Origin of the sequence: Streptomyces sp. GESEQ-35, from assembly GCF_017948485.1 — a bacterium.
Taxonomy (GTDB): Bacteria; Actinomycetota; Actinomycetes; order Streptomycetales; family Streptomycetaceae; genus Streptomyces.
Window position 1 is genome coordinate 55,000 of sequence record NZ_JAFFSX010000026.1, and the last position, 23,559, is coordinate 78,558.

23 protein-coding genes and 1 tRNA gene are annotated in these 23,559 nt (G+C 70.0%); 14 read left to right on the forward strand and 10 right to left on the reverse strand.

Annotated features, from left to right (window positions below; genetic code table 11):
* The first annotated feature begins 26 nt into the window (after nucleotides 1-26).
* Nucleotides 27-1,493: an aminopeptidase P family protein gene (locus KCH87_RS36925; protein ID WP_210592229.1), complete on the forward strand. Its 1,467-nt coding sequence runs from the start codon at nucleotides 27-29 to the stop codon at nucleotides 1,491-1,493.
* Here the strand turns inward: KCH87_RS36925 and KCH87_RS36930 are convergent.
* From KCH87_RS36930 to KCH87_RS36945, 4 genes are all read right to left on the reverse strand, one after another.
* On the reverse strand, nucleotides 1,483-2,319 hold the full coding sequence (locus KCH87_RS36930) for a triphosphoribosyl-dephospho-CoA synthase (RefSeq protein ID WP_210592230.1): 837 nt from the start codon (nucleotides 2,317-2,319) through the stop codon (nucleotides 1,483-1,485). The two genes, KCH87_RS36925 and KCH87_RS36930, sit on opposite strands and share 11 nt — an antisense overlap.
* Before the next feature lie 9 nt (nucleotides 2,320-2,328).
* Nucleotides 2,329-3,255, reverse strand: coding sequence for an intradiol ring-cleavage dioxygenase (locus KCH87_RS36935; protein ID WP_210592231.1), 927 nt, complete (start codon nucleotides 3,253-3,255; stop codon nucleotides 2,329-2,331).
* A gap of 82 nt (nucleotides 3,256-3,337) precedes the next feature.
* The gene (locus KCH87_RS36940) at nucleotides 3,338-3,898 is read right to left on the reverse strand and encodes a GNAT family N-acetyltransferase (RefSeq protein WP_210592232.1); all 561 of its coding nucleotides are present in this window, start codon (nucleotides 3,896-3,898) and stop codon (nucleotides 3,338-3,340) included.
* Nucleotides 3,899-3,948: 50 nt separating this feature from the next.
* Nucleotides 3,949-4,395, reverse strand: a complete 447-nt coding sequence (locus KCH87_RS36945; protein ID WP_210592233.1) for an ATP-binding protein — start codon at nucleotides 4,393-4,395, stop codon at nucleotides 3,949-3,951.
* 270 nt (nucleotides 4,396-4,665) lie between these two features.
* On the opposite strand from KCH87_RS36945, the gene KCH87_RS36950 reads away from it, so the two are divergent.
* The 9 genes from KCH87_RS36950 to KCH87_RS36990 all read left to right on the forward strand — a co-directional run bounded on the left by KCH87_RS36950 (nucleotide 4,666) and on the right by KCH87_RS36990 (nucleotide 14,459).
* Nucleotides 4,666-5,454: a hypothetical protein gene (locus KCH87_RS36950; protein WP_210592234.1), complete on the forward strand. Its 789-nt coding sequence runs from the start codon at nucleotides 4,666-4,668 to the stop codon at nucleotides 5,452-5,454.
* 194 nt (nucleotides 5,455-5,648) lie between these two features.
* Nucleotides 5,649-6,392 (forward strand): YcnI family protein, encoded by a 744-nt coding sequence (locus KCH87_RS36955; RefSeq protein ID WP_210592235.1) that lies wholly within the window; start codon nucleotides 5,649-5,651, stop codon nucleotides 6,390-6,392.
* 102 nt (nucleotides 6,393-6,494) lie between these two features.
* A complete protein-coding gene (locus tag KCH87_RS36960) occupies nucleotides 6,495-7,142 on the forward strand; it encodes an SCO family protein (RefSeq protein WP_210592236.1) in 648 nt (215 codons plus the stop codon).
* Nucleotides 7,139-7,594, forward strand: coding sequence for a copper chaperone PCu(A)C (locus KCH87_RS36965; RefSeq protein WP_210592237.1), 456 nt, complete (start codon nucleotides 7,139-7,141; stop codon nucleotides 7,592-7,594). The genes KCH87_RS36960 and KCH87_RS36965 overlap by 4 nt, the downstream gene beginning before the upstream one ends.
* A 15-nt stretch (nucleotides 7,595-7,609) precedes the next feature.
* A complete protein-coding gene (locus KCH87_RS36970) occupies nucleotides 7,610-9,478 on the forward strand; it encodes a copper resistance protein CopC (protein WP_210592238.1) in 1,869 nt (622 codons plus the stop codon).
* 9 nt (nucleotides 9,479-9,487) lie between these two features.
* Complete coding sequence (gene efeB / locus KCH87_RS36975) at nucleotides 9,488-10,792, forward strand: iron uptake transporter deferrochelatase/peroxidase subunit (protein ID WP_210592239.1); 1,305 nt, start codon at nucleotides 9,488-9,490, stop codon at nucleotides 10,790-10,792.
* Nucleotides 10,793-10,862: 70 nt separating this feature from the next.
* A complete protein-coding gene (gene pheA / locus KCH87_RS36980) occupies nucleotides 10,863-11,795 on the forward strand; it encodes a prephenate dehydratase (protein ID WP_210592240.1) in 933 nt (310 codons plus the stop codon).
* A gap of 586 nt (nucleotides 11,796-12,381) precedes the next feature.
* Nucleotides 12,382-13,659, forward strand: coding sequence for a serine--tRNA ligase (serS, locus tag KCH87_RS36985; RefSeq protein ID WP_210592241.1), 1,278 nt, complete (start codon nucleotides 12,382-12,384; stop codon nucleotides 13,657-13,659).
* Entirely contained in the window at nucleotides 13,656-14,459 is an 804-nt protein-coding gene (locus KCH87_RS36990) for an HAD family hydrolase (protein ID WP_210592242.1), read from the forward strand. The genes serS and KCH87_RS36990 overlap by 4 nt, the downstream gene beginning before the upstream one ends.
* Nucleotides 14,460-14,567: 108 nt before the next feature.
* Here the strand turns inward: KCH87_RS36990 and KCH87_RS36995 are convergent.
* From KCH87_RS36995 to KCH87_RS37020, 6 genes are all read right to left on the reverse strand, one after another.
* Nucleotides 14,568-14,672, reverse strand: a tRNA-OTHER gene (locus KCH87_RS36995).
* 271 nt (nucleotides 14,673-14,943) lie between these two features.
* On the reverse strand, nucleotides 14,944-15,177 hold the full coding sequence (locus tag KCH87_RS37000; protein WP_210592243.1) for a hypothetical protein: 234 nt from the start codon (nucleotides 15,175-15,177) through the stop codon (nucleotides 14,944-14,946).
* Between the two features lie 87 nt (nucleotides 15,178-15,264).
* Complete coding sequence (locus KCH87_RS37005) at nucleotides 15,265-15,984, reverse strand: ABC transporter permease subunit (protein ID WP_210592244.1); 720 nt, start codon at nucleotides 15,982-15,984, stop codon at nucleotides 15,265-15,267.
* Nucleotides 15,985-15,995: 11 nt separating this feature from the next.
* Nucleotides 15,996-16,907 carry an ABC transporter ATP-binding protein gene (locus KCH87_RS37010; protein WP_210592245.1) on the reverse strand — a complete coding sequence of 304 codons (912 nt, stop codon included), beginning with the start codon at nucleotides 16,905-16,907 and terminating at the stop codon, nucleotides 15,996-15,998.
* Entirely contained in the window at nucleotides 16,904-17,812 is a 909-nt protein-coding gene (locus tag KCH87_RS37015) for an ABC transporter permease (RefSeq protein ID WP_210592246.1), read from the reverse strand. The genes KCH87_RS37010 and KCH87_RS37015 overlap by 4 nt, the downstream gene beginning before the upstream one ends.
* Entirely contained in the window at nucleotides 17,802-18,782 is a 981-nt protein-coding gene (locus KCH87_RS37020) for an ABC transporter ATP-binding protein (RefSeq protein WP_210592329.1), read from the reverse strand. Before KCH87_RS37020 ends, KCH87_RS37015 begins: the two co-directional genes overlap by 11 nt.
* Before the next feature lie 258 nt (nucleotides 18,783-19,040).
* Here KCH87_RS37020 and KCH87_RS37025 point away from each other — a divergent pair, with 258 nt between their 5' ends.
* The 4 genes from KCH87_RS37025 to KCH87_RS37040 are packed head-to-tail and all read left to right on the forward strand — an operon-like array spanning nucleotide 19,041 to nucleotide 23,447.
* Nucleotides 19,041-19,883 (forward strand): M24 family metallopeptidase, encoded by an 843-nt coding sequence (locus tag KCH87_RS37025; RefSeq protein WP_210592247.1) that lies wholly within the window; start codon nucleotides 19,041-19,043, stop codon nucleotides 19,881-19,883.
* Nucleotides 19,880-21,637: an SDR family oxidoreductase gene (locus KCH87_RS37030; protein WP_210592248.1), complete on the forward strand. Its 1,758-nt coding sequence runs from the start codon at nucleotides 19,880-19,882 to the stop codon at nucleotides 21,635-21,637. The genes KCH87_RS37025 and KCH87_RS37030 overlap by 4 nt, the downstream gene beginning before the upstream one ends.
* The gene (locus KCH87_RS37035) at nucleotides 21,634-22,503 is read left to right on the forward strand and encodes a metal-dependent hydrolase (RefSeq protein WP_210592249.1); all 870 of its coding nucleotides are present in this window, start codon (nucleotides 21,634-21,636) and stop codon (nucleotides 22,501-22,503) included. Before KCH87_RS37030 ends, KCH87_RS37035 begins: the two co-directional genes overlap by 4 nt.
* A complete protein-coding gene (locus KCH87_RS37040; protein WP_210592250.1) occupies nucleotides 22,500-23,447 on the forward strand; it encodes a MerR family transcriptional regulator in 948 nt (315 codons plus the stop codon). Before KCH87_RS37035 ends, KCH87_RS37040 begins: the two co-directional genes overlap by 4 nt.
* The last annotated feature ends 112 nt before the right edge of the window (nucleotides 23,448-23,559 follow it).

A 23,559-nucleotide genomic window follows, 5' to 3' on the forward strand; every position in this document is an offset into this window, starting at 1 on the left:
CGGGGTCCAGTGCCGTATCTAGGAGGATGACCGTGGCCGACGAACTCACCCCGGAGACCCCGGAGACTGAGTCGGAGAAGCCGATCAAGCAGCGCAAGAACGGCCTGTACCCGGGCGTGTCCGACGAGCTGGCCGAGAACATGAAGTCCGGCTGGGCCGACACGGAGCTGCGCGACCTGCGGCCGATCGCGCAGGCCGCCGAGACCGCCGCCCGCCGGGCCGCGCTCTCCGCGCGCTTCCCGGGCGAGCGTCTGGTGATTCCGGCGGGCAACCTGAAGACCCGCTCGAACGACACGGAGTACCCCTTCCGGGCGTCGGTCGAGTACGCGTACCTCACCGGGAACCAGACCGAGGACGGCGTGCTCGTCCTGGAGCCCGTCGCGAACGGCCACAAGGCGACGATCTACCTGCTGCCGCGCTCCGACCGCGAGAACGGCGAGTTCTGGCTCTCCGGCCAGGGCGAACTGTGGGTCGGCCGCAGGCACTCGCTGAGCGAGGCCGAGAAGCTGTACGGCATCCCGGCCGCGGACGTGCGCGAGCTGGCCGCCGCGCTGACGGAGGCCACGGGCCCGGTCCGGGTCGTACGGAGCTACGACGCCGGTATCGAGGCCGCGCTGCACGACAAGGTCACCGCCGAGCGGGACGCGGAGCTGCGGGTCTTCCTGTCCGAGGCGCGGCTGGTCAAGGACGAGTTCGAGATCGGCGAGCTCCAGAAGGCCGTCGACTCGACCGTGCGTGGCTTCGAGGACGTGGTGAAGGTCCTCGACAAGGCCGAGGCGACCTCCGAGCGGTACATCGAGGGCACGTTCTTCCTCCGCGCGCGCGTCGAGGGCAACGACATCGGCTACGGCTCCATCTGCGCGGCCGGGCCGCACGCCTGCACGCTGCACTGGGTGCGCAACGACGGACCCGTGCGCTCCGGTGAGCTGCTGCTGCTGGACGCGGGCGTCGAGACGCACACGCTGTACACCGCCGACGTCACGCGCACGCTGCCGGTCAACGGACGGTTCAGCGAGATCCAGAAGAAGATCTACGACGCGGTGTACGAGGCTCAGGAGGCCGGGATCGCGGCGGTGCAGCCGGGTGCGAAGTACCGGGACTTCCATGACGCCGCGCAGCGGGTGCTGACCGAGAAGCTCGTCGAGTGGGGGCTGGTCGAGGGGCCCGTGGAGCGGGTGCTGGAACTGGGGCTTCAGCGGCGGTGGACGCTGCACGGCACCGGGCACATGCTCGGGCTGGACGTCCATGACTGTGCGACTGCGCGGACCGAGACGTATGTCGACGGCACGTTGTCGCCGGGCATGTGTCTGACTGTTGAGCCGGGGCTGTACTTCCAGGCCGATGACCTGACGGTGCCGGAGGAGTACCGGGGAATCGGTGTGCGGATCGAGGACGACATTCTGGTGACGGAGGGTGGGAACCGGAATCTGTCGGGTGGGCTTCCTCGGCGGTCCGATGAGGTTGAGGCGTGGATGGCTCGGCTCAAGGGTTGAGTCGGGGCGCTTGAGCGACCGGCAGGGCGTCCAGGAACAGCGCCCCCGCCAGCAGCCCTGCACTCCCCCTCGGGCTCCACGCGCGCGTGTGGAGGTCGGTGTCGAAGGCCAGCAGTGCTTCTCGGCCCGCCTCCGTTGCCGTACCGCCTGCTTCCATGACGCCCCTTGCGCCCGCCTGGACGTGGCGCAGGCCCAGCGGGCCCGCCGTGTAGAGCAGCTCGGTGTCCTGGAGGGTGGACATCACGGTGAGCAGGGCGTCGAGCTGGGCCTCGCCCTCCGTGGCGCCGGCCGAGCGGGACGTGGTGAGCGCGTCCAACGCCCGCCGTACGTGCGGGAATCCGGCGCGGGCCTCGCCGCGGGCGCCCGCCGCGCCGTACTTGGCGGACACCGAGGAGCCCCGGGAGGGCCTGCGCGGGGCTCGCTTGTCGGGGTGGGCGGCGATGCGTTTTGCGGCGGCGGCCACGTCGCGACCCCCGGCCCGGGGGTCGAGGGCGGCCGCGGCAACCAGCAGGCCGAGCGCCCACAGGGCACCCCGGTGACCGCCGCCCGCGAGCCCCACCGAGTGTTCGGTGCAGCGTCCGATCGCGCCCAGCTCGGCACGCAGCCCTGGCGTGGGCTCGCCGGTGCGGCGGGCCGCCGCGGCCATCGCCGCGAGGCCGGGCGCGAGCGCCTTGGCAGACCAGCGCAGGGCTCGGTGGTCCACCCGCGTGACGCGGGCGCCGAGGTCGCGCGGGTCGGGCAGGCCGGGCTTGGGAGCGAGCGCCAGCTGTCCGGTCAGCGCGGCCACGGCGGCCTGCGCCAGCGTCTCGTCCTCGCGGCTCGTCATCGTCGTACCTTACGAAGACGCCGAGGCGGACGGGGCGTCGCTCGGTGGCGTACCGGTCGGCGGCGTACCGCCCTCGCCGCCACCGCCGCTGCCCGCGCCGGTGTTCTCGGCATCCGGGTCGACGCCCAGGGTGAGGAAGCCCTTGTAGCCCTTGGCGGGATCCGTCTTGTGCACGGCCTTGAGGGTGAGCAGGCCGCTGGACGCGCCGCCGCCGTCGTACACCATGTCGTTGTCGAGGGTGGTGTAGCTGCCGGAGTGCCGGGAGTAGGGCTCCAGGGTGAAGATCTCCTGGGCGATCTCGTCGTCGAAGAAGAACTGGCCGGTGTAGTTGACCTTGCCGCCCTCGTAGGTGCCGTCCTCCTTCTCGCCGCCGGTGTGCACCTTCACGTGGATGTGGCAGGTGCGCGGGGTGTACCAGCCGGGGAAGATCGTCTCGAACTTGACGACCCCATTGGCGTTCGCGATCTGGTAGCCCCGAAGGTAGGTCTTGTCATTGGCCGTCGAGCCGTCCTCGCTCTCGGCGGGGGCCGAGCCGCCGGGGTTGGCGGTGGTGTAGCCGGAGTAGTAGCCCCAGGCGTCGCAGTGCCAGATCTCCACGGCCGCGCCGGGGACCGGGGTGCAGCCGTCGGTGGCGTCCACGACGGTCAGGCGCAAAGTCAACGGGACACCGCTCTTGCCCTCGGTGATGTCCTTCCGCACCAGGGCGCCGTCGAGGTAGTACGGGCCTTCCGTGACGCTCGACATCAGCGTCATACAGGCGTCGCTGCTGCTGCTGGCGCTCGCGGAGGCGGTCGCGGTCGTTTCGGCGGTCGTCGCCGCGTCGGCGAACGCCGACTGGTATCCGACGACCGCGAGGCCGCCCGCAGCGACCGTGCCACCGGTCACCGCGAGGGCGCGCCGCCGGGTGATCGTGCCGTTCTTGTGGTTTCCCGTCATGGTCCGGAACGTATGGACGGCGTCCGTCAGGGAGATGGGGCGGCGCTGTGCACTGGCTGTGAATGCCGAGGAACCTGAAACGTCACAGCCGGAGGTCGTCGTCGTGCAGGATCCGCTGGAACATCCGGTGGTCGCGCCACTCTCCGTTGACGTGGAGGTAGCGCGGTGCGGTGCCGATCGGCTCGAACCCGCATTTCTCCAGCACGCGTTGGGATCTGGTGTTGTCCAGCAGCGTGGTGGCCTCGATCCGGTGCAGTCCGACGCTGTCGCGTGCGATGCGGCACACCTGCTGTACGGCGGCGGTCGCCAGGCCGTGGCCCTGGTGGTCGGCGGCGACCCAGTAGCCGAGGTAGGCGCTACAGAAGGGCCCCAGGGTGATGCCGGTCAGCATGATGGTCCCGGCGATCCGGTCACGTGAGTCGAAGACCCAGGGGACGAGCCGGCCCTCAGTGAACTCCCGCATCCGCACCTCAAGGAGTTCGGCCTGTCCCTCGACGGTGAAGAAACCCTCCGGGCGGCGCGGCTCCCAGGGAGCGAGGAAGTCCCGGTTCTCGACGTAGGCCGCACAGAGCGCGGACGCGTCCGACGGTGCGGCGAGCCGGAGCGTCACACCGCCCGGCAGCTCTTCTGTTCCGATCTCCATCCGCCCAGCCTAGAGATCAAGTCACCGTCGGCGGGCGGGATCCGGCGCGGCTACACCGCGACCAACTGCGCGTCCTTCTTCCACTTGAGGATCTTGTCGAAGCTCACCACCGCGCCGCCCCGTCCCGGTTTGTTCCCGATCTGGACATGGTCGGCGAGCTCCCGGATGAGCCACAGGCCACGCCCGTGCTCGGCTTCGCTGCGGGAGGAGCGCAGGCTCGGCCGGCCGGTGAAGCCCGGACCCGAGTCGACCACTTCGATACGGCACTTCTCGCCATCGAGGTAGGCGGTGACGCGGTAGGCCTCCGAGGAACCGCCGTGCCCGGCGTCGCCGCCGTGCTCCACGGCGTTCGCACAGGCCTCGGTCAACGCGACGGAGAGGTCGTACGAGATGTCCGGGTCGACGCCCGCGCTCTCCATCGTGCCGAGCAGGAGCCGCCGGGCGAGCGGAACGCTCGCAGCCTCGCGCCGCAGATGGAGTGACCACCAGATGCTCATGCTCCAGCCTCCTGGCCGCGGCTCGACATACCGTTACGTATTGCCGTAAGTGCCCGGGTGTAAGCGCATCGTTGACGTGATGCCGCCCATACGGCCGATGCGCCGCAGGTGGCGGTCGGTGTATGCGTGTGGCGCTGAACAGCGCATCCGGGGTGACAGTGCTCGGGACATGTGCGGGCGGCTGGTACCGGAAGGTGATCTTCCGGTCGTACGCCATCTTGCGGACCTGCCGTATGGGACCCATAAGGCCAGTGCAATGATTGGCCCGCCATGACTGCCCCCCACCAGCGCCGGGCGCACTCCGGACGTGATCTCCGGATCCTGAGGGCCGCGGTGTTCGCCGCGGTCTGCGTCGTGCTGGCCGCTGCCGGGCACACTCTCGCCTCCTGCGCCACGGTGCCGCTGTGGACGCTCGGCGCGGGATTCCTGGGGGTCGTCGTGGTGGCGGCGCCGCTCGCCGGGCGGGCGCGCTCGCTGCCGGGCATCGCGACGCTGCTCACGCTCGGGCAGGTGGCACTGCACACGTTGTTCGGGCTGGGGCAGCACGGCTCCACGGCCCCGCCCTCGACCGACACCTCCTTGGTCGCGCAGGCCGCACGCATCGTGTGCGGGTCCGCCGCGACGGCGATCAGCCCCGCGCAGGCCCAGCGGATCCTCACCGAGGCGCGCATCCACCCGGCGGGTACCCACACCCAGCATGCGATGGACGCCGTGCCCGCGGACTCCGGCATGTCCCTGTTGCCGTCCCTGCCGATGCTGCTCGGCCATGTCCTCGCGGCGATCGCCGCCGGATGGCTGCTGCGCCGGGGGGACCTGGCGCTGCTGCGGCTCATCGAGCTGTCGGCGCACGGGGTCGCCGAGGGGGCACTCGTACGATCCCTGCGCGGGGCGCTCGCCCTGGCGCGCGCACTGTGCGCCGGGTTGCCGGCCGCACCGGAAGCCGGTCCGCGCCTGCCGCGCACCATGCTGCCCGCGCCGCCGGGGCCCCACACCACCGCACTCCAGCACACGGTGATCCGGCGCGGCCCGCCGGCCGCCACGCTCGTCCTCGCCGCCTGACGCGACGCGCCCACCACTTCGCTTTCACTTCGTACCGAGTACCGAGTACCGAGTACGGATCCGGAGAGGCCGCCGTCGCGCGGCACACGCGCGTGCCTGTGGTCATGGGGGCTCGTACTCAATGAGCCGCCACGCGCGCGTACCCCTCTTCCCCACCGGAATCCGCTAACTCTCACCCGAAGTGGAGTGCCCCTATGAAGGCCTCTCGTCTCGCCGCCGCCGGTGCCGTCGCCGCCTCCGCCGTCGTCGTCCTGTCCTCCCCCGCGTTCGCGCACGTCAGCGTGCAGCCCGAGGGCGCCGCCGCCAAGGGCGGTTACGCGGTGATCGACTTCAAGGTCCCCAACGAGCGCGACGACGCCTCGACCACCAAGCTCGAGGTCAACTTCCCGACCGACCACCCGCTGGCATCCGTGATGCCGGAGCCGGTCCAGGGCTGGAGCATCAAGACCACCAAGTCCAAGCTGGACAAGCCCGTCGAGTCGCACGGCGAGAAGATCTCCGAGGCGATCACCAAGGTCACCTGGACCGCCACCGGCACGGGCACCAGCAAGGGCATCCAGCCCGGCTTCTTCCAGAAGTTCCCGGTCTCCATCGGCGCGCTGCCCGAGGACGCCGACGAACTCACCTTCAAGGCGCTCCAGACCTACTCCAACGGCGACGTCGTCCGCTGGATCGAGGAGCAGCAGGAGGGCCAGGAGGAGCCCGAGAACCCGGCTCCGGTGCTCACCCTGACCGCTGCCGCCGAGGACGGCCACCACGGCGCGGAGGCGAGCGCGGAAGCGAGCCAGGAGCCCGCCGCCTCGACCACCACCACCGCCGCCGAGTCCGACAGCAGCGACACCACCGCCCGCGTGCTGGGCATCGTCGGCATCGTCATCGGCGTCGTGGGCGTGGCGTACGGCGTGCTCGCCGGCCGTCGGCGCACCGACAACGCCTGAGCCCTTCCCCCTCGGTGCGCGCCGGGCGCGTGCAACGGAGCTCACCGAGCGTCCGTACGCCCCCGGCGCGCGCCGGAGTTCACACATCTGGGACATTTTTCTATGCGTAAGAAGACGTTCGCGGCGGCCGCGCTGCTCGCCGCCGCCACCCTGACCCTCTCCGCCTGCGGCAGCGGCGACAGCAACTCACCCGTCGCCGTGGTCTCCGAAGAGGCCGGCTCGGACAAGGCCGCCACTGTCCTCGACAAGCCGTTCGAGAAGCCGGACCTCGTCCTCACGGACACCAACGGCAAGTCGTACGACCTCCGCAAGGAGACCCAGGGCCACCCGACCCTGCTCTACTTCGGCTACACCAACTGCCCCGACATCTGCCCGCTGACGATGAACAACATCGCCGTCGCCAAGAAGCAGCTGTCCAAGGCCGAGCAGGACGAGCTGCGCGTCGTGTTCGTCACCACCGACCCCGACCGGGACACCCCGAAGGCGCTCGGCAAGTGGCTCAAGGGCATCGACACGCAAGTGGTCGGCCTGACCGGCGACTTCGCCACCATCCAGGCCGGCGCCCGCACGCTGGGCATCTCCATCGAGCCGCCGCACAAGGAGAAGGGCAAGATCGTCTCCACGCACGGCACTCAGGTCATCGCCTTCTCACCGAAGACCGACGGCGGTTACGTCCTGTACGGCGAGGACGCCACCGTCGACGACTACACCACGGACCTCCCCAAGCTCATCAAGGGTGAGAACCCGTGAGGCGCCTGGCCGCGACCACCGCCGCCCTGGTGGGCGCCCTGACACTCGCGGGCTGCAGCGGCTCGGCCTCCGCCGACTCGGAACCCGAACTGTCCGTCGGCACCGCCTACATGCCGCAGCCGGTCTCCGACTCCATGGCGGCGGGCTTCCTGACGATCGACAACAAGGGCGGTACGAAGGACGAGCTGACCTCCGTCACCAGCGACGCCGGCGAGGTCACCGTCCACGAGACCGTCGACTCGTCGATGCGGGAGGTCACCTCCCTCGACGTACCCGCACACGGTCAACTCGTGTTCAAGAGCGGCGGAAACCATCTGATGTTCGAGAAGCTGAAGCGGAAGCCGAAGCAGGGCCAGACCGTGTCCGTCGAACTGCACTTCACCGAGTCCGGCCCGATCACGGTTGAGATGCCGGTGAAGCCGGCGACGTACAACCCGAAGACCGGGCACTGAGGGAGGGATCCACCTGTGACACAGACCATCGCCCCCCGCCTTAGGACCCTGGTGCTGCTGCTCCTGGCCGCGACCGGGCTGCTCCTAACCGGGGCCGGTCAGGCCTCCGCGCATGCCGCGCTGAGCGGCAGCGACCCACAGCAGGGTGCGGTGGTCGACAAGGCACCGGCCCAGGTGTCGCTGACCTTCACCGAGCAGGTCTCGATGTCCGACGACGCGCTGCGGGTGCTCGACCCCAAGGGCAAGCGGGTCGACAGCGGCGCTCCGTCCAACGTGAGCGGGACGACGTACGCCGTGAAGCTGCACAGCGGCCTGCCCGACGGCACGTACACCATCTCCTACCAGGTCGTCTCCGCGGACAGCCACCCCGTCGCCGGCGCCTACACCTTCTCCATCGGCGCCCCCTCGTCCACCTCCGTCTCTGTGTCCGAGGAGACCGTGGGCGGCGGGGTCGTCGGCTGGCTGTACGGCTTCGGGCGGTACATGTCGTACGCCGGTTTCATCGTGCTGGTCGGCGGGGCCGCCTTCGTACTGGCCTGCTGGCAGCGCGGCTCCGGCGTGCGTGCCCTGCAACGGCTCGTCGTCTCCGGATGGCTCACGCTCACCGCGGCCACCCTCGGGCTGCTGCTCCTGCGCGGCTCCTACACCAGCAGCGGGAAGGTCGGCGACATCTTCGACCTGGAGCTGCTCGGGCAGGTGCTCCAGACCAAGACGGGCGCGGCCCTCGTCTCCCGGCTGCTGCTGCTCGCCGCGGCGGCGCTGTTCATCTCGGTGCTGTTCGGCGCCTATGACAAGCGCGAGGACGAGGAGAAGCGGGACCTGACCTTCGGGCTCGCGGTCGGCGGGGTCGTCGTGGCCGCCGGGCTCGCGGCGAGCTGGGCGATGTCCGAGCACGCCTCGGTCGGCATCCAGGCCGGGATCGCGATGCCGGTCGACGTCGTCCATCTGCTGGCCGTCGCGGCCTGGCTCGGCGGGCTCACCGCGCTGCTCCTCGCGCTGTACCGGGCGCCCACGGACAACGCGCTCGACAGCGTTGCCGTACGCCGCTTCTCGACCGTCGCCTTCGGCAGCGTCGTCGCGCTGGTCGCGACCGGGATCTACCAGTCCTGGCGCCAGCTCGGCTCCTGGTCGGCGTTCACCGACACGACGTACGGACAGCTGCTGCTCGTCAAGATCGGGCTCGTGGCGCTGCTCGTCGGCGTCGCGTACATCTCGCGGCGGTGGACGGCGCGGCTGGCGGAGACGGTGCCCGCGCGGGCCAAGGTCGTCGAGAAGGAACACGCCGGTGCCCGCGCGGGCGGCAGCTCCAAGCGGGCCGCGCAACTCGCCCGGCAGCAGGCGGCCATGGACGCGGCACGGCAGAAGCGGTCACGGGACTCCGATCCGAACCGGTTCGGGCTACGGCGCTCCGTGCTCGCGGAGGCGGGCGTCGCCGTCGTCCTGCTCGCCGTCACCACGGTGCTGACGCAGACCGAGCCGGGGCGTACGGAGGAGGACGCCAAGGCCGCCACGTCCGCGGCTGCTTCCTCTGACTCGGCCTCCGGGGCGCTGACCCTGGACATGCCGTTCGACACGGGCGGGGAGGACGGCAAGGGCATCGTCACGGTCGACTTCGATCCCGCCACCGTGGGCGCCAACGAAATGCACGTCTATGTGGCGCGGCCCAACGGCCGGGCCTTCGACATCCCCGAGGTGAAGGTCGCCTTCACCCTCGAGTCCAAGGACATCGGGCCGCTGCCCGTCACCCCCGACCACATCACCACCGGCCACTGGTCGGCGAGCGGAGTGCAGGTCCCCATGGCGGGCGAGTGGAACATCGCCGTGACCGTACGGACCTCCGACATCGACCAAGTGACCGTCGACAAGAACGCGCAGATCGGCTGAACGTCCATCATGGCTGACCACACGTCCATCCCGGAGGCCCGTACCTCTGACCCGGCTCCGGAGAAGGCCGCCTCCGAAGACGGCATTTCGCGGCGGCAGCTCCTCGGCACCGCAGGTGCCACCGGGCTCGTCCTCGGGGCGGCCGGCGGCGCCGTGGGGTACGCGGCGGCGCCCTCCGAGGCCACGCCGCTCACCTCGCTCGGCGCCGAACAGGTGATGTTTCACGGGAAACATCAGCCCGGAATCACCGAGGGCCTACAGGCTCGCGGGCACCTGGTCGCCTTCGACCTGACGGCGGGCGCGGCTGGCGCGGCGGGCTCCGGGCGCAAGGAGGCGGCCGCGCTGCTGCGGCGCTGGTCGGAGACCGCCCGGCGGCTGATGGCGGGGGAGGCGGCGAAGCAGGACGACACGGATGTGGCGCGGGATGCCGGGCCGTCCTCGCTGACGGTCACCTTCGGCTTCGGGCACAGCTTCTTCGCCCGCACCGGCCTGGAGAAACAGCGGCCGGTCTCCCTCGACCCGCTGCCCGACTTCTCCTCCGACCACCTCGACAAGACCCGCAGCAACGGCGACCTGTGGGTACAGATCGGCGCCAACGACGCCCTGGTCGCCTTCCACGCGCTGCGCGCCCTCCAGCGGGACGCGGGCAGCGCTGCCCGTATCCGCTGGCAGATGAACGGCTTCAACCGCTCGCCGGGCGCCACCGCCCACCCCATGACGGCACGCAACCTCATGGGCCAGATCGACGGCACCCGCAACCCCAAGCCGAGCGAGTCCGACTTCGACAAGCGGATCTTCGTGCCGGCGTCGGGCGCGAAGGACCCGGAGTGGATGGCGAACGGCTCCTACGCCGTCGTACGACGGATCCGCATGCTCCTCGACGACTGGGAGCAACTGTCGGTCAAGGCGCAGGAGGACGTCATCGGGCGCCGCAAGTCCGACGGGGCGGCGCTGTCCGGGGGCAGCGAGACGGCCGAGATGGACCTGGAGAAGACGGACTCCCAGGGCAGTCTCGTGGTGCCCATCAACGCCCATGCCCGCATCACCCGGCCCGACCAGAACGGCGGGGCGGCGATGCTGCGGCGGCCCTTCTCGTACCACGACGGCTTCGACGCGGACGGGGTGCCGGACGCGGGGCTGCTGTTCGTCTGCTGGCAGGCGGATCCGCTGCGCGGCTTCGTGACGGTGCAGCGGAAACTGGACCGGGGGGACGCTCTGTCGAAGTTCATCCGGCATGAGGCGAGCGGACTGTTCGCGGTGCCGGGCGGGGCGGCGGAGGGGGAGTACGTGGGGCAGAAGTTGCTGGAGGGGTGAGAGTGACGGGCCCGGCGGGCTCCGACGAGACGCGAGGGCCGCGTTACCGGGGGCCCATTAGGGTGAGGTCATGCCAGCCAGCTATGCGTATCTCGGCCCTGAAGGCACCTTCACCGAAGTCGCCCTGCGCACGCTTCCCGAGGCGGCCACCAGGGAGCTGATTCCCTACGTGTCCGTCCAGTCCGCGCTCGACGCGGTCCGCAGTGGTGAGGCCGAGGCCGCGTTCGTACCGATCGAGAACTCCGTCGAGGGCGGCATCACGACCACGCTCGACGAACTGGTCGCGGGCGCCCCGCTGATGATCTACCGCGAGGTACTGCTGTCGATCACCTTCGCGCTCCTGGTCCGGCCGGGCACGGAACTGACGGACATCAAGACGGTCTCCGCCCATCCGGCGGCCCAGCCTCAGGTGCGGAACTGGCTGAAGAACAACCTGCCGGACGCCCACTGGGAGTCGGCCGCCTCGAACGCGGACGCCGCACGCCTGGTCCATGAGGGCCAGTACGACGCCGCCTTCGCCGGCGAGTTCGCGGCCGCCCGGTACGGCCTCAAGGCCCTGGAGACCGAGATCCACGACGCGGAGAACGCCCAGACGCGTTTCGTGCTGGTGGGCCGGCCCGCCCGGCCCGCGGCGCCGAGCGGCGCGGACAAGACGTCCGTCGTGCTGTGGCAGCGTGACGATCACCCCGGCGGGCTGCGCGATCTGCTGGGCGAGTTCGCCACCCGGGGCATCAACCTGATGCTGCTCCAGTCCCGGCCCACCGGAGCCGGCATCGGCAACTACTGCTTCTGCATCGACGCCGAGGGCCATATCTCGGACCGGCGGGTCGCCGAGGCGCTGATGGGGCTCAAGCGGATCTGCCTCCAGGTGCGCTTCCTCGGTTCGTATCCGCGTGCCGATGTGCGGCCCGGGGATGTGCAGCCTCCGTCGTCGTGGGCCTCGGACGAGGAATTCGCGTCGGCGGCGGACTGGGTGGCGCGCTGCCAGGACGGGCGGTTCTGAGCCCGGGTACGGGCGGGCAGACGGCACATGACGCGCGGGTTGCGGACGGGTTTCGGCCAGTCCTACCTGCTGATTTACGTTATCCACAGGAGTTATCCACAGGGTGCGATCTCGACCTGGGGACAAGTCGACAACGAAGCGCGACTCAGTCGACAAATCGGCGTGCAGGGGACAAGTTCGTCCACAGCCCCTGTGGTCACTCTTCGTCCACCCGTTTCCTTTGGCCAATCCTTTGGGGCGACCCATTTCCACCCGAAAGTGGGTGTGCGGCCGGTTTGACTCGGGAATTCTTCGGCCCCCGAGCCCGATTCGGAATGATCACTTGCTGTATCCACAGATCTTTCGCACAGCCTGTGGATAACTCTTCGGGGCCGTGGATCCCTGTGGACAACGGACCCCCCAAGTCCCGTTCCCCACAAGGAATTCGAGTCAACCAGGCGCCGCCCCGATGCCCCGTTCCAGGGAGTGAGGCGCCTTTTATTGACACACGGTGCAATTCACTCATAACCGAGCGTAAGCATCAGTTCGGACACCACTCGGAATAGTGAGTCGTGGGCCGTCAGTCCGCACCGGTAGCCTTGGCCGCGTGATTGACCTTCGCCTGCTCCGTGAGGACCCCGACCGTGTGCGTGCGTCGCAGCGCGCCCGTGGAGAGGACGTCGCGCTCGTCGACTCCCTCCTGTCTGCCGACGAGCGGCGCAGGTCGTCCGGCGTCCGCTTCGACGAGCTGCGCGCCGAGCAGAAAGCGCTCGGCAAGCTGATCCCCAAGGCCTCGGGAGACGAGAAGGCCGAGCTGCTGAAGAAGGCGAGCCAGCTCGCCGCCGACGTCAAGGCGGCCGACGCGGAGCGCGACGCGGCCGACGCCGAGACCCAGGAGCTGCTGCTCCGGCTCGGCAACCTCGTCCACCCGGGCGTGCCCGTGGGCGGCGAGGAGGACTTCGTCGAGCTGGAGACGCACGGCACGATCCGCGACTTCGGCGCCGAGGGCTTCGAGCCCAAGGACCACCTGGAGCTCGGCCAGCTGCTCGGCGCGATCGACGTCGAGCGCGGCGCAAAGGTCTCCGGCTCCCGCTTCTACTTCCTGACCGGAGTCGGCGCACTCCTCGAACTCGCCCTCGTCAACGCGGCGATCGGACAGGCCACCGCCGCCGGGTTCACGCCCATGCTGACCCCGGCGCTGGTCCGCCCGCAGTCGATGGCCGGCACCGGCTTCCTCGGCCAGGCCGCCCAGGACGTCTACCACCTCGACAAGGACGACCTCTACCTGGTCGGCACCTCCGAGGTACCCCTCGCCGCGTACCACATGGACGAGATCATCGACGCCGACCGCCTCCCGCTGCGCTACGCGGGCTTCTCGCCCTGCTTCCGCCGCGAGGCCGGCTCGCACGGCAAGGACACGCGCGGCATCTTCCGCGTCCACCAGTTCGACAAGGTCGAGATGTTCTCGTACGTCGCCCCGGAGGACTCGCAGGCCGAGCACCAGCGCCTGCTGGAGTGGGAGAAGCAGTGGCTGACGTCGCTGGAGCTGCCGTTCCGCGTCATCGACGTCGCGACCGGTGACCTGGGCTCCTCGGCCGCCCGCAAGTTCGACTGCGAGGCGTGGATCCCGACGCAGGGCAAGTACCGCGAGCTGACCTCGACCTCGGACTGCACCGAATACCAGTCCCGCCGCCTGTCCATCCGCTTCCGCGACGGCAAGCAGGTCAAGCCGCTGGCCACGCTGAACGGCACGCTGTGCGCCGTACCGCGCACGATCGTGGCGATCCTGGAGAACCACCAGCAGGCCGACGGCTCGGTCTACGTACCCGAGGTGCTGCGTCCCTACCTGGGCGGCCGAGAGGTCCTGGAGCCGGTGGCCAAGTGAGCGCCGCTTTCCCCTATCGGCTCATCGCGACCGACCTCGACGGAACGCTGCTGCGCTCCGACGAGTCGGTCTCGCAGCGCACCCGCGAGGCGCTCGCCGCGGCCACGGGGGCCGGCGCCGCGCACATCGTGGTGACCGGCCGCGCGGTCCCGTGGACGCGGCACATCCTCGACGACCTCGGCTACGAAGGCCTCGCGGTCTGCGGCCAGGGTGCGCAGGTGTACGACGCCGGGGAGCACCGTCTGCTGACGTCGGTGACGCTGGACCGGCAGCTGGCGGGCGTGGCCCTGGCGAAGATCGAGGCGGAGGTCGGGCCGCTGTATCTGGCGGCGAGCCGGGACGGGCTGGACGGCGAGGTGCTGGTCGGGCCGGGCTACGCGGTCACGGGGGCGCTGCCGTCGACTCCGTTCACGGACGTGGGCGACCTCTGGGTGGCCCCGCTGAACAAGATCTACATACAGCATCCTGAGCTGTCGGACGACGAGTTGGCGGAGGCCTCGCGGCGGGCTGCGGGGGGTTTCGTCAACGTCGCGATGGCCGGCGAGGGCATCGTCGAGTTGCTGCCGCTGGGATTGTCGAAGGCGACGGGGCTTTCGCTGGCCGCGCGTCGGCTGGGTGTGAAGGCCGCGGAGACGATTGCCTTCGGCGATATGCCCAATGACGTGCCGATGTTCGGGTGGGCTGCGTACGGGGTCGCCATGGCCAACGCGCATGAGGAGCTGAAGGCCGTGGCGGACGAGGTGACCGCGTCCAACGAGGAGGACGGGATCGCGGTCGTCCTGGAGCGTCTGCTGGGTTGAGGCCGTCGCTGGGCTGCGGGCCGTATGTGGCTGGTCGCGCCCACGCGGCGGAGCCGCATATCGACACAGCCCCGCGCCCCTTTGGGGCGCTCCAGTGATCGTGTCTTGCGGAGGATGCACGGATCGAACGTGCGCGGGCTTTCCAAGCCCGACCACGGCTGCATTTGATCAGACACAGTGCAAACCGGTGCCTTGCCACTCGGCCAATCCTCCGGGTGGGCGGCCCACGCGAGAGCGACGTCGCGTGCTCGAAGCGGCCGCCCCGGGCAGCTCCCCGTGCAGAACGGGTTCGACGGTGGGGTAACTACACCGGAACCCGCCGCGGGCTGCCCTGTCGGGAGCTGTGCGTACTGCCGTGCATGGACATCGCTCAGCTCCTCTCCCTGAACGTGGCGCCGGAGTCGCCGTCCGGCGGTGTGGACACAACCACTGTGCCTGTACGACGGGTTGGACGCCACTGATTAAAGGCGGCCGGGAGTTCGGGCTAGCGCCGCCAACGTCGCCGGCGCTTGCTGAAGAACCATCCCGCGGGCGGCTCGTCGGAGCGCCACGGCTGAGGCTCGGGCTTCTCCTTGCGCCAGCGGGCGGCGAGCATCCGGGCACGGGCGGACGGCTCGGAGGTCTCGGCGGAGCGTATGAAGTCGTCGTCCAGGACCAGCTCGTCCCAGGCGTCGTCCGACTCCGGCTGTCCGCTGCCTTGCGTCGGCTCTCCTGCCATCCTCGTCCTCCCAGCCGTGCGTCCCCGTTTGCCCAGTGTGCCCGGACAGAGGTGAAGCCCCTGTCAAGATCAGGGGCCTTTGACCTCCTACTCCTCCCCGGCCAGCGTCAGCGACCGCAGCTTCTCCCCGGCGTACCAGGTGGCGGCCACGGTGACCACCGCCAGCAGCACCGTCGCGGTCGGCAGGGCGACGTCGGACGTCACCATGTCCCCGCCCGCGACCTTCTGGGCCACGGCCAGCGCCCACTGCTGGACGCTGAGCGTGCGCGCCCCGGACACCAGGGAGCCGAACAGGGCCTCCCAGACGAGTGCGTATACGAGCCCGAAGACCACCGCGTGCCGCGACACCGTGCCGAGCAGCAGGAAGAGCGCGGCGTACGCGATGGAGGCGACCAGCGCGGCGACCGTGTAGGCGACGGCGATCTGCTGTCCGTTGCCGTTGAGGATGAAGCCCGCGATCAGGGTCGGCACCGCCGAGAACACCATCGTCACGGCGATCGCGACGATCAGCTTGGTGAAGATGATCGTGGGCCGTTTCACCGGCTTGGACAGCAGATAGACCACGGAGCCGTCGTCGATCTCCGGTCCGATCGCGCCGGTGCCCGCGATGACACCGATGATCGGCACCATGGTGGCGAGCGCGAGCCCGCCCAGCAGGTCGGCCGCCGTCTGGTCGTCCGCGCCGACCAGGCCGCGCACGATGACGGAGATCACGATGAGCAACAGGGGCAGGGCGCCCAGGATGAGGGCCCGGCGACGGCCGAGCAGGGCTCGGTAGGTGAGTCGGGCGACTGTGGGGTCGTACATCTTTCGGCCTCCTACGCCGCGACCAGATAAGAGAACACGGACTCGAGGGACTCGTCGGACGGCGAGACCGTCAGCAGACGAATGCCGTGGTCCCGGGCCACCCGCGGCAACAGGGCGGTGAAACGGCCGAAGTCGACGGCCTGGATGCGCAACGCGCCCTCCGCCAGGTCGACTTCGATGCCGGCCGTCGACGGATCGGAGATCAGCGCGGCCGCGAGGCCCCGGTCGTCGCTGGAGCGCACCAGGTAGCGGTGCGGACGGTCGGTCATCAGACGGCGGATCTTGCGGAAGTCGCCGCTGGCCGCGTGCCTGCCCGCGACGACGACCTCGATGTGGCGGGCGAGTTGCTCGACCTCTTCGAGGATGTGGGACGAGAACAGCACGGTGCGGCCCTCGTCGCCCATACGCCGGAGCAGGTCCATGAGCTGCATGCGCTGGCGCGGGTCCATGCCGTTGAAGGGTTCGTCGAGCAGGAGCAGCGAGGGGTTGTGGACCAGGGCGCTGGCCATCTTCACGCGCTGGCGCATGCCCTTGGAGTACGTCGAGATCTTGCGGTCCTGCGCGTACTCCATCTCGACGGTGGCCAGGGCCTTCTGGGCGGCCTTGGCGCCGAGGCCGTGCAACTCCGCGTTGGCGACGACGAATTCGCGGCCGGTGAGGAAGTCGTACATCGCCTCGCGCTCGGGGACGATGCCGATCTGCTGGTAGATCTGCTCGTTGCGCCAGGTCGGCTGACCGTCAAGAGTGACGGTGCCGGTGGAGGGGGCCAGGAAGCCGCCCATCATGTTGATGAGGGTGGACTTTCCGGCGCCGTTGGGACCGAGGAGACCGGTGACGCCGGGGCCGATCGTCATGGTGATGTCGTTGACGGCGACCACATTGCCGAACCAGCGCGATACGTGGTCGATGGAGAGCGTGGTCACAGTCCGACCTTTCGGTAGCGGCGCATCAGGAGGCCGTAGGAGGCGGCGATCAGGCCCAGCGTGACGAGGACGTAGACCACGCCCTCCCCGTTGGACGGGCCGATGCCTCCGGGGGAGGCCGAGGAGGCCCCCAGGAACGCCGACTGCACTCCGTCGATGAGCGTGATCGGCGAGAACAGGCCGATCCAGGCGATGGCGTCCGTGGTGGCCTGTGCGTCGGCGATGGCCTGGAGTGTGGAGACAGCGCCGTAGGAGATGGTCAGAACGGCGATCACGGCCGCGATACCGAAGCCGCGGCGCGGGGTGACCGAGGCGATGACGAGGCCGATTCCGGCGAAGAGCAGCGACAGCAGAGCCACGGAGACGAGTCCCTGGGCGAATCCCTTGGTCTGGTCGGCGAAATCGAGTTTCGCCAGCAGCGCGCCCACGTAGAGCACGACGAGCGGCGCCGCGGTGAGGATGAACATGGCCGAGGCGAGCGCGGCGTACTTGGCGCGTACGTAGTCGGCGGTCTCGATGGGCCGCGAGAAGTACAGCGGCACGGTCTTGAAGCGCAGGTCGCGCGAGACGGACTGGGGTGCCTGCGAGGCGACGTACAGGCTGATGACGGCCTGCATGATGATCGCGTAGCGCGAATAGTCGACGGGCAGGTCGTTCGCCTTGGTGGCGACCGCGACGGCCACCATGATGGCCGCGGGCACACACATCACGACGAACAGCAGCATCGGCAGCACCTTGGACTTCACCGAGCGGCCGAGGCCGTAGGAGCCGCGCAGGGACTGCGAGTAGAGCGAGCGGGTGGCGTAGGAGCGGCCGAGGCGAGGTCCGTCGTAGTTGCGGTAGCCGATGTTGTGGATGCGGGTCTTGTCGCCCGGGGGTGCCGCTACGGGGTGCTCAACTGCCATGGCCGACGGCCTCCTTCCGCTGTGCGTCGCTGTCCTGGGAAGCCTCGTCGGTGAAGACCTCGGAGATGTGGTGCCTGCGCTGTTCCATGCGGACCAGGCCGAGGCCGAGATCGGCGACGACGTCGCGGACGAGGTCGTACGTCTCCTCGCCCTGCGCGGTCAGCAGCAGGATGTGTCCGGCGCCCGGCAGGCCGCTCGCCGAGTCGAGGATGTCCACCCCGCGCGCGTGCAGCGCGTCGCGCACCGCACGGGTGCCGTCCGGGTGGTCGTCGGTGTCGGTGACCTCGATCGCGAGCGTCGTCGTGATCTGGGTGAAGTCGGTGGTGGAGCTGGAGCGCAGGAGCTTGCCGCCGTCGACGACCACGACGTGGTCGCAGGTGCGCTCGAGTTCGCCCAGCAGGTGCGAGGTGACCAGGACCGAGATGCCGAAGTCGGTGTGGATACGGCGGATCAGGCCGAGCATCTCGTCCCGGCCGACCGGGTCGAGGCCGTTGGTCGGCTCGTCCAGGAAGACCAGCTGCGGGTCGTGCACCAGGGCTTGGGCCAGCTTCACGCGCTGCTTCATGCCGGTCGAGTAGCCGCCGATGGGGCGGTAGCGCTCCTCGTACAGACCGACATGGCGCAGTGTGTCCGCCGTGCGCTCGCGCGCGGCGGCGGGCGGGAGGCCGGACATGCGTGCCATGTGGACGACGAACTCGGTGGCCGAGACGTCGGGTGGCAGACAGTCGTGCTCCGGCATGTAGCCGACTCGCTCGCGGATCGCGGCGCCCTTGGTGGCGACGTCGAGTCCGAGCACTTCGGCACGGCCTTCGGTGGCAGGGGACAGACCCAGAAGGATCTTGATCAGTGTGGACTTGCCGGCTCCATTGGCTCCGACGAGTCCGGTCACACCGGGCCCGACGTCCACGGAGAGCCGGTCAAGCGCGGTCACCCGGGGGAACCGCTTGCTCAGGCTTTCGGTCGCGATCACAGTCACGAGTAAGACGGTAGTGACGCAAACCACTCCGGTCGTCAGACCGGAGAGCCGTCTTGGCGTCCCTCTCGAGTCGTACGGAGCCCTAAGGGTCACCCTGAGGTCGAACAACGCCGGCGGTCTTTTCCACATCTGCGTGGTTGTCCACAGGCGCGCGCAGGTCTATTGACGCAGCCTCTAACAACTGTCACATTCACCAGTGTCAAGTTACGGGCACGTACCGCGGTCAGCGTGGACAGGGTGGGGCGGTGTCGGATGACGACGGCTGTTGCAGATGAACGCACCGCGGAGCTGCGGAGGTTCCGGAAGGTGCAGCGCCTCGCGTACGAGTGCGCGGAGGCGGTCGCGGCCCAGCTGAAGCCGGGGGTGACCGAGCGCGAGGCGGCGCGGATGCAGCGCGAGTGGCTGCGTGAGCGGGGTGTGCGGGACTGGTTCCATCTGCCCTTCGCCTGGTTCGGCGACCGCACGGCGTTCGTGAACTTCCGGGTACCGCTCCAGTTCTTCCCCACCAACCGCCGGCTCGAGCCCGGGATGCCGTTCATCCTGGACATGGCCCCGGTCTTCGAGGGCTGCACGGCGGACATCGGCTACTCCGGCTCGCTCGGCATCAACCCGGTGCAGGACAAGCTGATGGCCGACCTGGAAGCGCATCGTGAGCTGCTCCTGCGCGAGGTACGCGAGCGCCGCCCGCTGCGGGAGATCTACGAGGACGTGGACCGCCTCATGGTCCGCCAGGGCTACGCCAACCGGCACCGCGCCTACCCGTTCGGCGTGATCGCCCACAAGGTGGACCGGGTCGAGGAGCGCCGCTGGTCACCGCATGTGTTCGGGTTCGGCACCCAGTCCCTGAAGGGGCTGGCGAGCGATGCGCTGCACGGCCACCGCGAGGGCTGGTCGCCGCTGTGGTCGCCGTACCGCTTCTCCGACCATCCGCCGCAGCCGGGCCTGTGGGCGGTCGAACCCCATCTCGGCTTCAGGGGTACGGGCGCGAAGTTCGAGGAGATCCTGGTCGTCACCGACTCCAAGGACCCCGAGCAGAGCGCCTTCTGGCTGGACGACGATCTGCCGCACGTGCGGCGCTGGGCGGAGGACAAGTGACGGTGCTGAAGGGGGCGCGGGAGCGCTGGGTGCGGACCGGCGGGGTCGAGCTGTGCGTCGCGGAGCTGGGGGACCCGGACCGGCCCACGGTCGTCCTTGTGCACGGCTACCCGGACAGCAAAGAGGTGTGGTCCGAGGTCGCCGCCCGCCTCGCCGACCGCTTCCATGTGGTGCTGTACGACGTCCGGGGCCACGGCCGCTCCACCGCACCGCAGCCATTGCGCGGCGGTTTCACGCTGGAGAAGCTCACGGACGACTTCCTGGCGGTCGTGGAGGCGGTCAGCCCGGACCGGCCGGTGCACCTGGTGGGGCACGACTGGGGCTCGGTGCAGTCCTGGGAGTTCGTCACCGTCAAGCGCACCGAGGGGCGCATCGCGTCCTTCACCTCGATGTCCGGGCCGTCCCTCGACCACTTCGGGCACTGGATCCACGCGCGCGTGAAGCGCCCCACCCCGCGCCGGGTCGGCCAGCTGCTGGGCCAGGGCGCCAAGTCCTGGTACGTGTATCTGCTGCACACGCCGGTCCTGCCCGAACTGGCCTGGCGCGGCCCCCTCGGCAAGAGCTGGCCGCGCATCCTGGAGCGCGTCGAGCGCGTGCCGCGCGGCGGCTACCCGACCTCCTCGCTGCCGACGGACGCGGCCCACGGGGCGTGGCTGTACCGGGACAACATACGGCCGAGGCTGCGCAGGCCCCGCGCGGACGCCTACGCGCACGCGCCCGTGCAGCTCGTCACGCCCCTGGGGGACGCGTTCCTCTCGGAGAAGCTGTACGCCGACCTGGAGCAATGGGTTCCGCAGTTGACCCGCCGCACGCTCCCCGCCAAACACTGGATCCCGCGTTCCCGGCCCGACCAACTGACGGCGTGGATCTCCGAGTTCGTCACCGCCGTCGAGGGCGGCAGGCCGGAGGTGAGCGCCACGGGCAAGCACGCCGACCGGTTCGGCGGGCAGCTCGTCCTGGTCACCGGCGCGGGCAGCGGCATCGGGCGGGCCACGGCGTTCGCGTTCGCCGAGGCGGGCGCGCGCGTGGTGGCCGTCGACCGGGACGCCGAGTCCGCCGCCCGCACCGCCGAGATGTCCCGCCTGATCGGTGCCCCCGAGGCCTGGGCCGAGACCGTGGACGTCTCCGACGAGCAGGCCATGGAGAAGCTCGCCGAGAAGGTCGCCGCCGAGTACGGCGTGGTGGACGTGCTGGTGAACAACGCCGGGATCGGCCTGTCCGGCTCCTTCCTGGACACCACCCCGGAGGACTGGAAGAAGGTCCTCGACGTCAACCTGTGGGGCGTCATCCACGGCTGCCGGCTGTTCGGGAAGCAGATGGCCGAGCGCGGACAGGGCGGCCACATCGTCAACACCGCGTCGGCGGCGGCGTACCAGCCCTCGAAGGCGCTGCCCGCCTACAGCACCTCCAAGGCGGCGGTGCTGATGCTGAGCGAGTGTCTGCGCGCGGAGCTGGCCGGACAGGGCATCGGCGTGACGGCGATATGCCCCGGCTTCGTCAACACCAACATCACCTCGACCGCACGCTTCGCCGGGGTCGACGCCACCGAGGAGAAGCGGCGCCAGAAGAAGTCCGCGCGCCTGTACGGGCTGCGGAACTACCCGCCGGAGAAGGTCGCCGACGCGATCCTGCGGGCGGTGGTGAAGAACCAGGCCGTCGTCCCGGTGACGCCCGAGGCGCGCGGCGCCCATCTCATGTCCCGGTTCACGCCCCGGGCGCTGCGGGCGATCGCCCGGCTGGAGCCACCGCTGTGAGCCCCGGAATCGCCCCGCGCCGGGTCTCCTTCGACTGGACCCGCACACCACTGCACTGGATCCCCGGCGAGCCGACCGCGACCCACGTCGTCAATGTGCTGCATCTGCTGCTGCCGGCGGGGGAGCGGTGGTTCGTGAAGGTCTTCAAGGAGGGCCTGCCGCTGGTCCGGGATCCCGAACTCCTGGCGGACGTCAAGGGTTTCATGGGCCAGGAGGCCACGCACAGCGTGCAGCACTCGTATGTGCTCGACCACCTCAAGGCGCAGCAGCTGGACACCGCGGAGTTCACCAAGTACGTCGACTTCCTCTTCGAGCGGCTGCTCGGCGAGCGTCCGCCGCTCGGCGCACCGATACCGGAGCAGGAGTGGCTGCGCTGGCGGCTGGCGGTCGTCGCGGCGATCGAGCAGTTCACGGCGGTGCTCGGCGACTGGGTCCTGGCCGCCGACGGCCTGGACCGGGCCGATGCCGACGAGGTCATGCTCGATCTGCTGCGCTGGCACGGCGCGGAGGAGGTCGAACACCGCGCGGTCGCCTTCGACATGTACGAGCACTGCGGCGGCCCCGGCACGCCCCGCTACGCCCGCCGCCTCGCCGCCATGGCCGTCACGGCGCCGGTGCTGCTCTACCTGTGGGTGTGGGGGACGGCGTACCTCATACGTCACGATCCGCAGCTCGCAGGCCGCCTGCGCTACTCCCTCACCGAGCACAACAGAGCCGTGCACAAGGGCCTGCTGCCGACGTGGCGGCAGCTCGGCGCGGCGATACCCCGCTACCTCCGGCGGTCGTACCACCCGTCGCAGGAAGGGTCGTTGAGCAGGGCGGTCGAGTATCTGAGGAGGTCACCGGCGGCGAGGGCGGTCGCGTGACCAGCGAGCGGACCGGCCCCGGCTACCGGATCGAGGACCTCGCGCACCTCAGCGGCGCCACGGTCCGGACCATCCGCGCCTACCAGGACCGCGGTCTGCTCCCCCGCCCCGAACGCCGCGGCCGCGCCAACGTCTACGGCGACGCCCATCTCGCCCGGCTGCGCCAGATCGCGGGCCTCCTCGACCGCGGCTACACCCTGGCCTCCATCAAGGAGCTCCTGGAGGCCTGGGACGCCGGCCGTGGCCTCGGCGGCGTGCTCGGGCTGGTCGCCGAGGTCGGCGGTCCGTGGACCGACGAGGAGGCGGTACGGATCTCGCGCGCCGAGCTGGACGAGCGGTTCGGCGGCTCCCCCGACGATGCGGCCGTCGCCGACGCGGTCGAGCTCGGTGTGCTGGAGCCGGTGCCGGGCGACGACGACTCGTTCCTCGTGCCCAGTCCCCAAGAGCTCGCCGTGGCCGTCGAGTTGTACGCGGCCGGAGTCCCCCTGTCCGCGATCTCAGGACACCTAAGGGAGTTGAGAGGGCAGGTCGAGCACATCGCGGCCCGCTTCCTGGAGTTCACCACCGAGCACGTCTTCGCCCGCTACCTGGACGGACCGCACCGTCCGACCGACGCGGACGCGGCCGAGGCGGCCTCGCTCGTACGACGGCTGCGGCCGCTCGCCCGCCAGTCGGTGGACGCCGAACTCGCGCGGGCGATGCGCCTGTTCGCAGTGCGGCACCTGCGGCAGCACCTCGGCTCGGACGAGGCCCCGCAGACACGCGAGGAGACCCGCTCCGTGCCGATTCCGGCCGGGACAATGCAGGCTGTGGAGAAGCTGGTTGGTCCGGCGAAAGCGGCCGAGTTCATCGCGTTGGCCGCCGAACGGGAGGCGCGGGCACGCGCCTTGGACGATCTCGCCTCAAGTCACGGCCCATCAGTTGATCTTGACGAAACCCCTTGATTCGACGGCTCGTTGTCCACAGAATCGCCAATTCCCCTGTGGATAACTGTACTTGGCTGTGGATCAAACATCGGTAGCCAATTCATTCGCGTGATCCACGTCTCTCGCGGCA

Coding starts and splice junctions, on each gene's coding strand:
- KCH87_RS36925 (WP_210592229.1), top strand. CDS start 27: ATGACCGTGGCCGACGAACTCACCCCGGAGACCCCGGAGACTGAGTCG.
- KCH87_RS36930 (WP_210592230.1), bottom strand. CDS start 2,319: ATGACGAGCCGCGAGGACGAGACGCTGGCGCAGGCCGCCGTGGCCGCG.
- KCH87_RS36935 (WP_210592231.1), bottom strand. CDS start 3,255: ATGACGGGAAACCACAAGAACGGCACGATCACCCGGCGGCGCGCCCTC.
- KCH87_RS36940 (WP_210592232.1), bottom strand. CDS start 3,898: ATGGAGATCGGAACAGAAGAGCTGCCGGGCGGTGTGACGCTCCGGCTC.
- KCH87_RS36945 (WP_210592233.1), bottom strand. CDS start 4,395: ATGAGCATCTGGTGGTCACTCCATCTGCGGCGCGAGGCTGCGAGCGTT.
- KCH87_RS36950 (WP_210592234.1), top strand. CDS start 4,666: ATGACTGCCCCCCACCAGCGCCGGGCGCACTCCGGACGTGATCTCCGG.
- KCH87_RS36955 (WP_210592235.1), top strand. CDS start 5,649: ATGAAGGCCTCTCGTCTCGCCGCCGCCGGTGCCGTCGCCGCCTCCGCC.
- KCH87_RS36960 (WP_210592236.1), top strand. CDS start 6,495: ATGCGTAAGAAGACGTTCGCGGCGGCCGCGCTGCTCGCCGCCGCCACC.
- efeB (WP_210592239.1), top strand. CDS start 9,488: ATGGCTGACCACACGTCCATCCCGGAGGCCCGTACCTCTGACCCGGCT.
- pheA (WP_210592240.1), top strand. CDS start 10,863: ATGCCAGCCAGCTATGCGTATCTCGGCCCTGAAGGCACCTTCACCGAA.
- KCH87_RS37000 (WP_210592243.1), bottom strand. CDS start 15,177: ATGGCAGGAGAGCCGACGCAAGGCAGCGGACAGCCGGAGTCGGACGAC.
- KCH87_RS37005 (WP_210592244.1), bottom strand. CDS start 15,984: ATGTACGACCCCACAGTCGCCCGACTCACCTACCGAGCCCTGCTCGGC.
- KCH87_RS37015 (WP_210592246.1), bottom strand. CDS start 17,812: ATGGCAGTTGAGCACCCCGTAGCGGCACCCCCGGGCGACAAGACCCGC.
- KCH87_RS37025 (WP_210592247.1), top strand. CDS start 19,041: ATGACGACGGCTGTTGCAGATGAACGCACCGCGGAGCTGCGGAGGTTC.